The sequence below is a fragment of the Pseudomonas sp. GD03842 genome (assembly GCF_029841165.1).
Lineage (GTDB): Bacteria > Pseudomonadota > Gammaproteobacteria > Pseudomonadales > Pseudomonadaceae > Aquipseudomonas.
On the sequence record NZ_JAOCEA010000008.1, the window covers coordinates 58,935 to 72,659 of the forward strand.

General features: G+C 61.0%; 10 protein-coding genes. 6 read left to right on the forward strand and 4 right to left on the reverse strand.

Translation table 11 applies throughout. The annotated features are described in order from the left end of the window. Positions 1-73: 73 nt before the first annotated feature. From ruvX to gshB, 4 genes are all read right to left on the reverse strand, one after another. Positions 74-514, reverse strand: coding sequence for a Holliday junction resolvase RuvX (gene ruvX, locus N5D61_RS13140; protein ID WP_108237679.1), 441 nt, complete (start codon positions 512-514; stop codon positions 74-76). Continuing rightward, positions 514-1,083, reverse strand: coding sequence for a YqgE/AlgH family protein (locus tag N5D61_RS13145; protein WP_108237680.1), 570 nt, complete (start codon positions 1,081-1,083; stop codon positions 514-516). Before N5D61_RS13145 ends, ruvX begins: the two co-directional genes overlap by 1 nt. 211 nt (positions 1,084-1,294) lie before the next feature. Beyond that, a complete protein-coding gene (locus N5D61_RS13150; protein WP_108237681.1) occupies positions 1,295-2,197 on the reverse strand; it encodes an energy transducer TonB in 903 nt (300 codons plus the stop codon). Positions 2,198-2,487: 290 nt separating this feature from the next. Then, a complete protein-coding gene (gene gshB, locus N5D61_RS13155) occupies positions 2,488-3,441 on the reverse strand; it encodes a glutathione synthase (RefSeq protein ID WP_108237682.1) in 954 nt (317 codons plus the stop codon). A 263-nt stretch (positions 3,442-3,704) separates the two neighbouring features. Here gshB and pilG point away from each other — a divergent pair, with 263 nt between their 5' ends. The 6 genes from pilG to N5D61_RS13185 all read left to right on the forward strand — a co-directional run bounded on the left by pilG (position 3,705) and on the right by N5D61_RS13185 (position 13,700). Then, the gene (pilG, locus tag N5D61_RS13160; RefSeq protein WP_108237683.1) at positions 3,705-4,115 is read left to right on the forward strand and encodes a twitching motility response regulator PilG; all 411 of its coding nucleotides are present in this window, start codon (positions 3,705-3,707) and stop codon (positions 4,113-4,115) included. A 44-nt stretch (positions 4,116-4,159) separates the two neighbouring features. Then, positions 4,160-4,525 (forward strand): twitching motility response regulator PilH, encoded by a 366-nt coding sequence (gene pilH, locus N5D61_RS13165; protein WP_108237805.1) that lies wholly within the window; start codon positions 4,160-4,162, stop codon positions 4,523-4,525. A gap of 16 nt (positions 4,526-4,541) precedes the next feature. Then, positions 4,542-5,081, forward strand: a complete 540-nt coding sequence (locus N5D61_RS13170) for a chemotaxis protein CheW (RefSeq protein ID WP_108237684.1) — start codon at positions 4,542-4,544, stop codon at positions 5,079-5,081. A gap of 80 nt (positions 5,082-5,161) precedes the next feature. After that, on the forward strand, positions 5,162-7,204 hold the full coding sequence (locus N5D61_RS13175; RefSeq protein WP_279893157.1) for a methyl-accepting chemotaxis protein: 2,043 nt from the start codon (positions 5,162-5,164) through the stop codon (positions 7,202-7,204). Positions 7,205-7,240: 36 nt separating this feature from the next. Beyond that, positions 7,241-13,216, forward strand: a complete 5,976-nt coding sequence (locus tag N5D61_RS13180) for an Hpt domain-containing protein (protein ID WP_279893158.1) — start codon at positions 7,241-7,243, stop codon at positions 13,214-13,216. Next, entirely contained in the window at positions 13,209-13,700 is a 492-nt protein-coding gene (locus tag N5D61_RS13185) for a chemotaxis protein CheW (RefSeq protein WP_279893159.1), read from the forward strand. Before N5D61_RS13180 ends, N5D61_RS13185 begins: the two co-directional genes overlap by 8 nt. The last annotated feature ends 25 nt before the right edge of the window (positions 13,701-13,725 follow it).

Sequence of the window (13,725 nt, forward strand, 5' to 3'; positions counted from 1 at the left end):
ACCCGGTCGTGCGCAGAGCGTCAGGCCGGGCCAAAACTCAGATTCGGTGCCGCGTAAAACGCTCGGTTTCTACTCAGGTTTCGAACAGCGCGCTATTGGCTTCCAGCCACCCTTGCAGCAAGAGCGCCGCAGCGATGGCATCCACCGGATTGTCGCGGTAGCTGCCACGCTGACCCCCACGGGATAGGCGCTCGCCCTTGGCTTCGAAAGTCGTCAGGCGCTCGTCGTGGGTGTACACGGGCAGATTGAAGCGGCCATTGAGCTGGCGCGAAAACTTCTCGGCCCGCGCGCTCATTTCGCTCGGTGTGCCATCCATGTTCAGCGGCAGACCGACCACGATGGCATCCGGTTTCCATTCGGTAATGAGGGCTTGCACCTTGTCCCAGTCGGGAACACCGTTTTGGGCTTTCAAGGTACACAGTTCACGGGCTTGGCCGGTAATGACCTGGCCGACCGCAACGCCGATCTGTTTGGTGCCATAGTCGAATCCCAGCAACAGGCGCAGCGCAGCCATCAGGCGTGCCCCGCCTGGCTGGTCAACAGGCTGAGGTTCACGCCCAGCTTGGCCGCAGCGGCGTTCAGGCGTTGTTCACTGTCCAGTTCGAAGAGAATGGCCGGATCGAACGCGCAGTTGAGCCAGGCGTTGGCGGCGAATTCGGCTTCCAACTGACCGGCGTCCCAACCTGCGTAGCCCAGGGTGATCAGATTTTGATCAGGCCCGTAGCCATCGGCGATGGAAAACAGCACGTCCTGTGACGTCGACAAGGCAACGCCCCCCAGATTGACCGTGGCCTGAAACACCTGGCCGGGGGGATGCAGCACGAAGCCGCGATCCGTCTGAACCGGCCCGCCCACATGAATGGGAATGTGCTGGCAGCGTGCCGGCGGCGTCATCTCCGGTCGCAGTTGTTCGAGGATGTCCGCCAGCGACAGGCTTTGCGGGCGATTGATCACCAGCCCCATGGCACCATTGGCGTTGTGCTCGACGATGTAGGTCAAGGTCTGGGAAAAATTCTCATCGTGCATGTGGGGCATGGCGATCAGAAATTGATGCTTGAGGTACGACGGAGTGACATTTTTCATGTGGCCTAGTGTGGCGCCGTGGGGCTGTCGTGACAACTGTCAGAACCGACACAGGGATGGATAAATCGCGACCGGGTTCAGGTTTCATGCTGTTCGCGAGTAGCGTCGGATCTTGTAGGCGCGCGGTTGACCGCGATTGCGGTACCTCGCGCATCAATCTCGTTGAAAGGCCGTAATCGCGGGCAAGCGCGCTCCTACAAAGGGGGCGGCGCTAATTACTGGACAGCTTGTCGCCGCGGGCGAATTTCCAGGTGCGGATGATTTCCAGCCGGTCGATGTCCGACAGGTCGCCCGTGAACGGGGCGAATGGCGCGGCCAGGCGCACGATTTTCTGCGCAGCCTGATCCAGCAACGGCTGGCCTGAAGATTCGAGCACCAGCACTTCGTACAACGACCCGTCACGGTTGATCGAGACCATCATCCTCAGGCTGCCGTAGATCTGCTGGCGCCGAGCTTCTTCAGGGTAGTTGAGGTTACCGATGCGCTCGATCTTCTTGCGCCAGTCTTCCTTGTACCAGGCCCCTTTGTCGCGCATGGTCGACGCCGCACTGAGGCGGTGAATCCTGGGGCGCTTGGCATACGCCTGCTGTTCTTCGGCAAGTTCAGCTTCCAGGCTGGCGATTTCGCTGTTCAGTTGGGTGCTGTCGAACGTGGGTGCCGCTTTCTTGGGCTCGTCCGGCTTGACCTCGTCGCGCTTGGCAACGGTCTTTTCCTTGGCCGGTGCCTTGGTGGCGACTGCTGTTTTGGGCGCTTCCTGCTTGACCACCGGTTTGGCGGCCGGCGGTGGCGTCACCTTATTGATCTGCGTGTCCTGATAGGGCGCGACCTCGGTGGTCTTGGGCACCGCTTTTTTGTCGAGCGTGCCGCTGCCTTGCTGGTTTTCCTGAGCGAGGAAATCGGCATCTTTCGGTTTGGTATCGCTTTTGAAGGGGGCGAGGGTGATCTCCAGCGTCTGGCTGATCTTCTCCGGTTTCACGTAGGTGAAGCCCACGCCAAGTATCAACGCCAGATGCACGAGCGCTGCGATCAGCAGCGTAAAGCCCAGGCGGTCGGCCGGGCGCACGGAGCTGCGGGTCAGGGCCATGGGGAGATCATTGTCGACCGCAGCGTTCATCGGCGCTCCGGCATCACATGAACCAGCATTGCGAAAACCAACCTAGGGCGTCATTCAGGCTGCGCATGATAACGCAATGTGGGTGAGGACTTGATTGTTGATGTGGGGTGGGCCGATGTGTGGATGGACCGTTCGATGTATGACGCCTGTAGGAGCGTGGCTTGTCCCGCGATCTGGCGCGCAGCGGCAGCAAATCCGTTACGTGCGCTTTCTAAGAAGTGGACGGGATCCATATTTTACGACCGGTTCCCGGCCGATCGCGGGACAAGCCACGCTCCTACAGGGAGCGTTTACACCTTTTTGAGCTTTTTCTCGATCGCATCCATCAGCATGCCGCCGATATCCGTGCCATAGGCATTGTCGATTTCCCGGATGCAGGTCGGGCTGGTGACGTTGATTTCCGTCAGGTTTTCGCCGATGACGTCCAGACCTACGAACAGCAAGCCTTTTTCGCGCAATGTCGGGCCGACCTCGGCGGCGATCCAGCGGTCGCGCTCGGTCAGCGGGCGAGCTTCGCCGCGGCCTCCGGCGGCCAGGTTGCCACGGGTTTCACCTGCCGCCGGGATGCGCGCCAGGCAGTAAGGGACTGGCTCGCCGTCGATCATCAGAATGCGTTTGTCACCGTCCTTGATGGCGGGCAGGTAGGCTTGCGCCATGATCTGATGTGCCCCATTGACCGTCAGGGTTTCGAGAATCACGGAGAGGTTCGGATCTTCAGGGCGGTGGCGGAAGATCGACGTGCCGCCCATGCCATCCAGCGGCTTGTAGATCACATCGCCGTGTTCGGCGGCAAACGCCCGCAGAATATCGGCGCGGCGGCTGACCAGCGTGGGCGGTGTGCAATGAGGAAACAGGGTGGCGAACAGCTTTTCATTGCAATCACGCAGGCTTTGCGGCTTGTTCACGATCAGCGTACCCGCACGCTCGGCTTGCTCCAGCAGGTAGGTGGTGTAGATGAAATCCATGTCGAAGGGCGGATCCTTGCGCATCAGGATCACGTCCAGGTCGTCCAGGCCGCTGTCGATTTCGGCGTCGAACTCGAACCAGTTTTCCGGGTTGGCGAAGACTTTCAGCGGTTTCATGCGGGCGCGGGCCTGGCCTTTCGCCTGATACAGATCCTGCTGCTCCATATAAAACAGCGACCAGCCGCGCGCTTGCGCCGCCAGAAGCATGGCCAGCGAGCTGTCCTTCTTATAGGAGATGCGCTCGATGGGGTCCATGACAATGCCAACGCGAACGCTCATGGGTAATATCCTCTGTTCGGTAATGGCCTCGACGGGCCTGAAAACAGGCGTCAGGGTGGCGCCGCACCGGCTCGCGGTCAAGGGGCAAGCGCGGCACGTATGCTTTATGGATTGCGTCTTTAGAGTGTGCTAAAAAGGCTCGGCATCGGGTGTGACGCCAGTTGTCATGCCTCCTCTCTCGATGAGGGGTTCCGCGATCCCGAACCCGACCAGACGGCCGAAGGCAAACCCATCTCAATCGCTGCGGCGATGGTAGAGCAGATATGGAACAGCATTCAGTGCCATTGAAAGTCATGGTCATCGACGACTCCCGAACGATTCGTCGCACCGCCGAGACCCTGTTGCAGAACGTCGGCTGTGAAGTGATCACCGCTGTGGACGGTTTCGATGCGCTGGCGAAGATCGCTGACAATCATCCGAGCATCATTTTCGTGGACATCATGATGCCCAGGCTGGACGGGTATCAGACATGTGCATTGATCAAGAACAACCGGGCTTTCAAAGCCACCCCGGTGATCATGTTGTCCTCCAGGGATGGGCTGTTCGATAAGGCCAAGGGGCGTATCGTCGGTTCTGATCAGTTTTTGACCAAACCGTTCAGCAAGGAAGAGCTGCTCAGTACGATCAAGGCCCATGTGCCTGAGTTCGTTGCAGCAGAACAACAACTATCTTGATGCCGAGCCCTTGCGCGGGGACGGCGGTTTCTATGGGGAACACCATGGCTCGAATCCTGATCGTCGATGACTCGCCGACTGAAATGTACAAGCTGACCGGGATGCTGGAAAAACACGGCCATCAGGTACTCAAGGCCGAAAACGGTGCCGATGGCGTTGCTCTGGCGCGTCAGGAAAAGCCTGATGCCGTTCTGATGGACATCGTCATGCCGGGCCTCAACGGCTTTCAGGCGACCCGCCAGCTCACCAAGGATGCGGACACCAGCACAATTCCGGTGATCATGATCACCACCAAGGATCAGGAAACGGACAAGGTCTGGGGCAAGCGCCAAGGCGCACGGGATTACCTGACCAAACCGGTGGACGAAGAAACCCTCATGAAAACCCTGAACGCGGTCCTGGCGGGCTGAAGCCTGGCCCGCATTCATGGCTCGGTCGCAAACCGCCTTCCAACTCTTGCTCGACATCGACCAGCGCTGTCGCTCGCTGGCGGCCGGCCTGCCGTTGCAGGAAACCCGGCAGCAGGGCTGGAGCGGCATTGGCTTCCGCATGGGTGAACGGTACTACGTGGCGCCGATGGGGGAGGTCGATGAAATCCTCCACGAGCCTCGTTACACCGCTGTGCCGGGCGTCAGGCACTGGGTCAGGGGTATCGCAAATCTGCGGGGGCGCCTGTTGCCGATCCTGGACGTTTACGCCTTCTTCGGGCATGAATTGTCGCCTCTGCGCAAGCAGCGCCGAGTGCTGGTGATCGATGATCAGGACGTTTTCGTCGGGTTGCTGGTGGACGAAGTCCTGGGTATGCAGCATTTCAGCGAGCGCAGCTTGATGCCCGAGCCGTCCGGTGAAAGCGAGCCGGACATCGCGCCCTTCATACAGGGCCGCTTCCTGCGCGAGCAGGCCTGGCGGGTGTTCAGTCCCAGAAGCCTCGTGCAGTCCGCGGACTTCATGAATGTCGCCTTGTGATTCCGCTTGGCGCCGCACCTCAGCAGGTCGGGACGTACTCACCCGCAATGCACACCGATTTTCGGGCGGAGCCCTGAGCAATGAGTAAAACCGGCAAGTCTTTGGAAGGTCTGCGCAGTCGTTCGCAGATCGTTGCATTGTTTATCGGCCTGATCGTTCTGATCATGTTGTTGTTCGTCAATTTTGCTTACTTGAGCACTCAGTCCAACTACGACAAGCAGTACATCGGCCACGCGGGCGAGCTGCGAGTCCTGTCCCAGCGAATCGCCAAAAACGCCACCGAAGCCGCAGCGGGCAAGGCTGCCGCATTCAAGTTGCTGGCCGATGCGCGCAACGATTTCGATACCCGTTGGCAGTATTTGAAAAAAGGCGACAAAAACACCGGCCTGCCCGCCGCCCCTGTCGAAGTCGGCGACGAGCTGAAAGCGGTGCAGAACGATTGGGAAAATCTGAGAAAAAGCACGGATGTCATCCTCTCGCGCGAACAGACCGTGCTGTCCTTGCACCAGGTCGCTGCTACATTGGCCGAGACCATCCCGCAGCTGCAGAACGAGTCGGAAAAGGTCGTGGACATTCTGCTGCAGAACCGAGCCCCTGCCAGTCAGGTGGCGTTGGCGCAACGTCAATCTCTGCTGGCGGAGCGGATTCTCGGCGCTGTAAATACCGTGTTGTCCGGAGACGAGTCCGCTGTTCAAGCGGCCGATGGTTTTGGCCGGGATGCCAGCCAGTTCGGTCGTGTCCTCAATGGCATGCTCAATGGCAACGCGACGTTGAAGATCGCCCAGGTCGAGGACCGCGATGCCCGGGCTCGGCTGGCTGAAATCGCCGAGCTGTTCCAGTTCGTGTCGGGATCGGTCGACGAAATTCTTGAAACCTCTCCCGAGTTACTTGAAGTGCGGGAGGCGGCCAGCAGCATATTCACCCTGTCGCAAACGTTGCTCGACGAGGCTTCCGTGCTGGCGAACAGCTTCGAGCACATGGCCGGCGGACGGGCAACCAACAGCTACGGAGGCTACATTCTGGGCCTGCTGGCGTTGATGTCGATCATTCTGATCGGCTTGGTCATGGTGCGCGAGACCAACTGCCAATTGCGCGAAACGGCCGAAAAGAACGACCGGAACCAGACCGCGATCATGCGTTTGCTCGATGAGATCGAGGACCTGGCCGACGGCGATCTGACCGTGGCCGCGTCGGTCACCGAAGATTTCACCGGGGCCATCGCCGACTCCATCAATTATTCCATCGACCAATTGCGCGAACTGGTGGCGACGATCAACCTGACGGCCGAGCAAGTGTTTGGCGCCGTCAAGGAAACGCAGACGACGGCCACGCAACTGGCGGCGGCTTCGGAGCATCAGGCGTTGCAGATCGCGGCCGCCTCTAACGCCGTCAACGACATGTCGCGCTCTGTCGAACAGGTGTCGGCCAACGCCTCGGAGTCGGTGGCGGTGGCCGAGCGCTCCGTCACCATTGCCAACAAAGGCAACGAGGTGGTCCACAACACCATTCATGGCATGGACAACATCCGTGAGCAGATTCAGGACACCTCCAAGCGCATCAAGCGTCTGGGAGAATCTTCGCAGGAGATTGGCGACATCGTCAGTCTGATCGACGATATCGCCGACCAGACCAACATTCTCGCGCTCAACGCTGCGATTCAGGCTTCGATGGCTGGGGATGCCGGGCGTGGCTTCGCGGTGGTGGCGGACGAAGTCCAGCGTCTGGCTGAGCGCTCCTCTTCAGCGACCAAGCAGATCGAGACATTGGTGCGCGCGATTCAGAATGACACCAACGAAGCGGTGATCTCCATGGAGCAGACGACTTCAGAGGTGGTGCGCGGTGCCCGGTTGGCGCAGGATGCCGGGGTGGCCCTGGAAGAAATCGAAGGCGTTTCGAAAGTGCTGGCGGCGTTGGTCGAGAGCATCACCAACGCAGCGCAACAGCAGGCGGCTTTGGGGCAGCAGATTTCAGCGACCATGCAGGTGATCCAGCAGACCACCACGCAAACCACCTCTGGAACCGCAGCCACAGCGCAAAGCATGGGCAACCTGGCGAAAATGGCCAGTGATATGCGCCGCTCGGTGTCCGGTTTCAAGCTGCCGGCTTCACGGGATATGCATTGATCGTCGAGCCGCAATACATGGGCAAGGGGAGCCAGCATGGCTGACCGTCGCGACTACGTGGCCCTGGAGTGGGTCAAGGGCGAAATAGCCGAAACCCTCAAACACGCCAGACAGGCGCTGGATGCACATGTCTCGCGCCCCCATGATCCCTCGCCGCTGGACGTCTGCCTGGATTTGATTCATCAGGTCCACGGCAGCCTGCAAATGATCGAGTTCTACGGCGCCGCGCTGTTCGCCGAAGAGATCGAACAGACGGCACTGGCGCTGCAGCGCGGCCACGTCGGTCAGCGGGCCGAAGCCGTGCAGTTGCTGCATCAGGCCATGAGCCAGTTGCCGGTGTACTTGGAGCGCGTGCATTCGGCCCGTCGTGACCTGCCGTTGGTGGTGCTGCCACTGCTCAACGACCTGCGCAGTGCGCGAGGCGAGAATTTGCTGTCGGAAACCAGTCTGTTTTCGCCGCAATTGCCCTCACTTCCGGCGCTGGACCCGCAAACCCTCGCCGAACGAGACGGCCCTGAGCTGACAGCGAAGTTGCGCAAGTGGCGCCAGACCCTGCAGACCGCCCTGGTCGGTTTGATGCGTGAACAGGATGTGCAGACCTCACTCGATTACATGACCAAGGTCTTTGCACGACTTGAAGCCCTGTGCAAGGGCGCGCCTCTGGAGCCGCTGTGGCGGATCGCGGGCGCGCTGGTGGACGGTATGGCCGATGGCAGCTTTACCAACAGTCCGGCCCTGCGCAGCCTGTTCAAGGATGCGGACAAGGAGCTCAAGCGACTTCTGGAGCAGGGCATCGAAGGGATCAATCAGCCGGCGCCGGATGAGCTGCTGAAGACCCTGCTGTTCTATATCGCCAAATCTGACAGTCAGGCTCAGCAAATGATGGATTTGAAGGATCAATACGGCCTCGACGAGGCGTTGCCTGAAAGCGCACTGGTGGATGAAGAGCGCGCGCGTCTGTCGGCGCCCGATCGCGACGCGATGCGTTCGGTGATCATCGCCTTGTGTGATGAACTGGTCCGCACCAAGGAGCGGCTGGACGTCTTCGTGCGGGGCGATCGCCAGCATGTCAGCGAACTCAATGCACTGCTGCCGCCCCTGCGGCAGATCGCCGACACGTTGGCGGTGCTGGGCTTTGGCCAGCCCCGCAAAGTCATCATCGACCAGCTCACTGTGGTTCAGGGAATGGCGCAAGGCCAGCGGGAGCCCAGTGACCCTACGCTGATGGACGTGGCTGGCGCGCTGCTCTACGTTGAAGCGACGTTGGCGGGCATGGCCGGCGCCGTGGACCAGAGTCGTCGTGAGGAAAGCCGCCTGCCCACCACCGACCTGAGTCAGATTCACCAGTTGGTGATCAAGGAAGCCAGGCTGGTGCTGCAGCAAGCCAAGGACGTCATCGATGATTACATCGCAGGCGAAATGGACCGCCAACGCCTGGCGCCGCTGTCTGCACAGCTCGTTCAGGTGCGCGGCGCTTTGGCGATGATTCCGCTGCCCCGTGCCTCTGGACTGCTCGCCGCCTGCAATCAGTACATCATCGAACATCTCTTGCGCGACGATGAGCGTCCGAGTTGGTCGCAACTCGATCACCTCGCCGATGTGATCATCGGTATCGAGTACTACCTGGAGCGTATGGCCGAGGCCCCGGAAGCCCCGGGCGAACACGTGCTTGATCTGGCCCAGGAAAGCCTGGCCAGGCTGGGTTACGCGCCGGTCACCGATGAGCCAGAGCTGCCCACGCTCGATCAGGTCATAGAGCAGGAGGTGCTTCCGGCACCGGCGCCCGCTGTGGATGACCCGAGCCTTGCCGATGTGCTCGCCAGCCCCGTCTCCGCTGTCAACCCGCCGGCGCGGCATGTCCCTGCCAGCCTGCTGCCGCCGCCAAAAGGCGAGCCGCCGGTCGACGATGACTTGCGTGACGTCTTTCTCGAAGAGGCCGACGAAGTCCTGGAAGCCCTGAACGAATACCTGCCGCGCTGGCTGAGCGATGCGCAGGATGTTTCAGCATTGAGTGAAATTCGCCGGGCCTTTCACACCCTCAAGGGCAGCGGACGCATGGTGCGTGCGCTGGTCCTGGGAGAACTGGCATGGGCGGTGGAAAACCTGCTCAACCGCGTGCTGGAGGGTAGCGTCGAGCCTGGAGAACGGGTCCGGCAATTGCTCAAGGACATGCAGGCGCTGCTGCCCGATGTGATTCGTGATTTTGCCGAAGACGTGCAGCGCCAACGGGATGATGTCGACCTGTTGGCTGCCCGGGCGCATGCCTTGGCACAAGGTGAAGTGCTCGAAGCGCTCACGGCTGCCACGCCAGACATGGCCGAACCTGGAAAGGAGGGCTTCGATCCTCAACTGCTGGAAATCTTCCGTCAGGAAGCCCTGACGCACCTCGACACGCTGAATCGCTACCTGCTCGACGTCCAACAGGCTGAATCGCCCTCGTTCAGTGATGAATTGTTGCGGGCGCTGCACACCCTCAAAGGCAGCGCCTACATGGCGGGTGTGCTGCCGATGGCGGAGTTGGCTGGGCCTCTGGATCTGCTGGTCAGGGAATACAAGACCAACCTGATTCCCGTTGGCCAGCCAGAAGTCGAGTTATTGCGTTCAGCCGAGCCGCTGTTTCATCTTGGGCTCGCGCAACTGAGCGTTGATCCGCTGATGCCCATCGAGGGCGCTGCGCCCTTGATCGAAGCGGCCCGAACTTTGCTCGATCAGCAACTGACCGAAGCGCTCAGTGCCGATGGTAATGGCGCCCGCCGCCGTCGTAATCCGCAGTTGATCGCCAGCTTTCTTGCAGAAGGCATGGACATCCTGTTGGACGCCGAAACCCTGCTCAGTCGCTGGCGCAAACACCCCGGTGAGCGCCAGGAGCTCGCTGCGCTGCTGGACGAATTGACCATGCTTGGCCAGGGCGCACACATGGCGGACCTGTCGCCAGTGGATGAATTATGTGAAGCGTTGCTGGACCTGTACGGGGCGGTCGGGGAGGGCAGCCTTGCCGTCAACGAGCGCTTCTTTCAGGAGGCCGAGAGCGCACACGAAGCGTTGATCAATATGCTCGATCAGGTCGCGGCCGGTCAGGAAGTGCGTGCCTGCCCCGAACGGATTCAGGCCCTGCGCGAACTGCTCGACCAAGCGCTGGCCCCAGACGCGATGGGGCTCATCCAGCAGGACGGGAGCCCCGCTGCCCGCGTCGTCGACATGGACCAGGCCACCGACGCGCTGCAACGTCAGACGGTGCCAGTGCAGCGAGACGATCTGGATCAGGAAATCGTCGACATCTTTCTGGAAGAAGCGGTGGATATCCTCGACGGCGCAGGCAAGGCGTTGCAGCGCTGGCTGGACGATCCGGAGAACCCGCTTCCGCTGTCCTCCCTGCAGCGGGACCTGCACACCCTCAAGGGGGGCGCGCGGATGGCGGAGGTCGGGCCCGTCGGCGACCTGAGCCATGAGCTCGAATCCTTGTACGAGGCCTTGGTTGACCGACGCTGCACGTATTCGTCACCCCTCGCGGCGTTGCTGTTGCGTTGCCACGATCAATTGGCGACCCTGCTGGATCTGTTGCACCACCGTTCACCCCTGACGACGCCGGACGCGCTGATCGAAGAAATTCGCGATTTCCGCCAATCCAGCCCGGTCGCGGTGCAGGGGAGTGAAGCGCGCAATGTCGGTTCCATGATCCAGCCGCTGGACGAGCGCGACCCCGAGCTGCTGGAAATCTTTCTAGAAGAAGCCGACGACATCATTGAAAGTGCCGGCGCCGCTCTCGTGCGCTGGCAAGCCGAACCCCAGAACACCCAGGAGGTCGAGAACCTGTTGCGCGATCTGCACACCCTCAAGGGTGGCGCGCGGATGGTGGAAATCGCCCCCATTGGCGACTTGGCCCATGAGCTGGAGTCGTTGTACGAAGGGCTTTCTTCGGGGGCGCTGAAAAATGGCGCATTGCTCAATGGTTTGCTGCAAAGCGGTCATGACATGCTCGCCGACATGGTCGATGCGGTACGGGGCTACGAGCCGCTACCCAATCCGACATTGCTGATCGACAGTATCGCTCAGTACACCGCGTCAGGCGCCATTCACGAAGCCGGCTCTCCACCGTTGGACGCCCCGGTGCTTGCACCGCCGCCGACCACCGAGCCTGTGGCGGCAGTGCCTGAGCCCGACACCGAGCGCGCCGGGCCGGAAATGGTCAAGGTGCCCGCTGAGCAATTGGAGGCGTTGTTGAACCTGGCCGGGGAAGCCTCGATCGTCCGCGGACGGATCGAGCAACAGGCCATCGATGCCCAGACCACGTTGGCAGAGATGGAGATCACCATTGAGCGCATGCGTGATCAGTTGCGACGTCTGGACATCGAGACCCAAGGGCGGATTTTGAGCCGCGATCACCAAACCGAACGGCTGGGCTACGAGGAATTCGATCCGTTGGAGATGGATCGTCATTCGCAATTGCAGCAGTTGTCTCGCGCCCTGTTCGAATCAGCCTCCGACTTGATGGACCTCAAGGAAACCCTCGACACGCGTACTCACGACGCCGAAAACCTGTTGCAACAACAGGCGCGGGTCAACACCCAGTTGCAGGAAAACCTCATGCGTACGCGCATGGTGCCATTCGAACGCATGGTGCCGCGCCTGCGCAGGATCGTGCGTCAGGTGTCCGGCGAACTGAACAAGAAAGTGAAGTTCGATGTGATCAACGCCGAGGGCGAGATGGACCGCAATGTGCTCGAGCGCATGGTTGCTCCCTTGGAGCATATGCTGCGTAACGCGGTGGATCACGGTCTGGAAAGCACGGAAAAACGCCTGGCCCAAGGTAAATCCGAGATCGGACACATCACGTTGAGCCTGGCCCATGAGGGCGGCGATATTGTCATTGAAATGAGCGACGATGGCGCGGGGGTCGATTTCGAAGCGGTGCGACGCAAGGCGATCAAACGGGGGCTCATTGCGCCTGACGCCGAGCTCAGCGAGCACGACACCCTGCAGTTCATTTTGCAGGCGGGCTTCTCGACGGCGGAAACCATCACCCAGATATCCGGCCGCGGCGTGGGAATGGACGTGGTGCATGCCGAGGTCAAGGAGCTTGGCGGCTCGATGGTGATCGACTCGAAGTCCGGTCAGGGCGCGCGGTTCCGCATTCGCCTGCCGTTTTCGGTGTCGATGAATCAGGCTTTGATGGTGCAGTGCGCGGACGAACAGTACGCCGTGCCGCTGAACAGTGTCGAAGGCATCGTGCGGGTCATGCCGAGTGAGCTGGAGAGTTGTTATAAGGCCTCACCGCCGCGCTATCAGTACGGCGACCGCACGTATGAGTTGCGCTATCTCGGCGAACTGCTCCACAACGGGCTGCCCCCCAAGCTGATCGGCCAGACGCAACCGCTGCCGGTGTTGCTCGTACACGTCCATGATCAATGGGTGGCGGTGCAGGTGGATGCATTGGCGGGCTCGCGGGAAATCGTTGTCAAGAATCTCGGGCCACAGTTCACGGGCGTACCGGGCATTACCGGTGCAACGATTCTCGGCGATGGCAGCGTCGTGCTGATTCTCGACCTATTCGCCCATATCCGCCGCCTGCACGCGCAGATGATCGCCTTGCAGGCGGCTGGGCATGTGCCGAGTCGACCCGTCGAAATCGAGCAGGCCCGGCCCTTGTTGGTGATGGTGGTCGACGATTCGGTCACGGTGCGCAAGGTGACCGGGCGACTGCTGGAGCGCAATGGCATGAACGTGCTGACCGCCAAGGACGGCGTCGATGCCATGGCGCTGCTGCAGGAGCACGTACCGGATGTGATGCTGCTGGATATCGAGATGCCGCGCATGGACGGCTTCGAAGTGGTGAGCAAGGTTCGCGAATCCGAGGCGCTCAAGCACCTGCCGATTATCATGATCACGTCCCGTTCGGGGCAGAAACATCGCGATCGCGCCATGGCGCTGGGGGTGAACGACTACATGAGCAAGCCTTATCAGGAAGCGGCCTTGCTGGAGAGCATTGCTCACTGGAGTCATGTTCATGTCTGACGCGACCGGCCAGACCGCCCGCCTGACCAGCCTGACCGGATTGCTCATCCCGTTGAGCGACCGCTATCTGTTATTGCCGAACGTCGCGGTGGCCGAGCTGATCGACTATCAAGACAGCATCGCTGACCCTGCTGCACCCCAGTGGTATCTGGGCCCGATCAACTGGCGTCATCGCAGCTTGCCGTTGCTCAGCTTCGAAGCCGCGTGTGGGAGCCGCGCGCGCGTGGGCGGACGTGCCCGGATCGTCGTGCTCAATGCATTGGGCGGGCGACCCGATCTGAAATTCATCGCGGTTCTGATCCAGGGGATACCGCGCTCGTGCAAGCTCGACAGCCAGCTCAGCTACGTCGATGTGCCGCTGTCCGAACTGGAAATGGCGGCTGTGCAGGTGGGTGAAACAGTGGCCAGGATTCCCGACCTCGTGGCGTTGGAACAGCGGTTGGTGGATGCCGGGCTCGGGAAGGCGTCCGGGCCGCAGACCTGAAGGTGGTGTGGATTCCAATCCGGGG

Excerpts from the sequence above, each read along its gene's own strand:
- ruvX (WP_108237679.1), bottom strand. The coding sequence starts at position 514 with ATGGCTGCGCTGCGCCTGTTGCTGGGATTCGACTATGGCACCAAACAG.
- N5D61_RS13145 (WP_108237680.1), bottom strand. The coding sequence starts at position 1,083 with ATGAAAAATGTCACTCCGTCGTACCTCAAGCATCAATTTCTGATCGCC.
- N5D61_RS13150 (WP_108237681.1), bottom strand. The coding sequence starts at position 2,197 with ATGAACGCTGCGGTCGACAATGATCTCCCCATGGCCCTGACCCGCAGC.
- gshB (WP_108237682.1), bottom strand. The coding sequence starts at position 3,441 with ATGAGCGTTCGCGTTGGCATTGTCATGGACCCCATCGAGCGCATCTCC.
- pilG (WP_108237683.1), top strand. The coding sequence starts at position 3,705 with ATGGAACAGCATTCAGTGCCATTGAAAGTCATGGTCATCGACGACTCC.
- pilH (WP_108237805.1), top strand. The coding sequence starts at position 4,160 with ATGGCTCGAATCCTGATCGTCGATGACTCGCCGACTGAAATGTACAAG.
- N5D61_RS13170 (WP_108237684.1), top strand. The coding sequence starts at position 4,542 with ATGGCTCGGTCGCAAACCGCCTTCCAACTCTTGCTCGACATCGACCAG.
- N5D61_RS13175 (WP_279893157.1), top strand. The coding sequence starts at position 5,162 with ATGAGTAAAACCGGCAAGTCTTTGGAAGGTCTGCGCAGTCGTTCGCAG.
- N5D61_RS13180 (WP_279893158.1), top strand. The coding sequence starts at position 7,241 with ATGGCTGACCGTCGCGACTACGTGGCCCTGGAGTGGGTCAAGGGCGAA.
- N5D61_RS13185 (WP_279893159.1), top strand. The coding sequence starts at position 13,209 with ATGTCTGACGCGACCGGCCAGACCGCCCGCCTGACCAGCCTGACCGGA.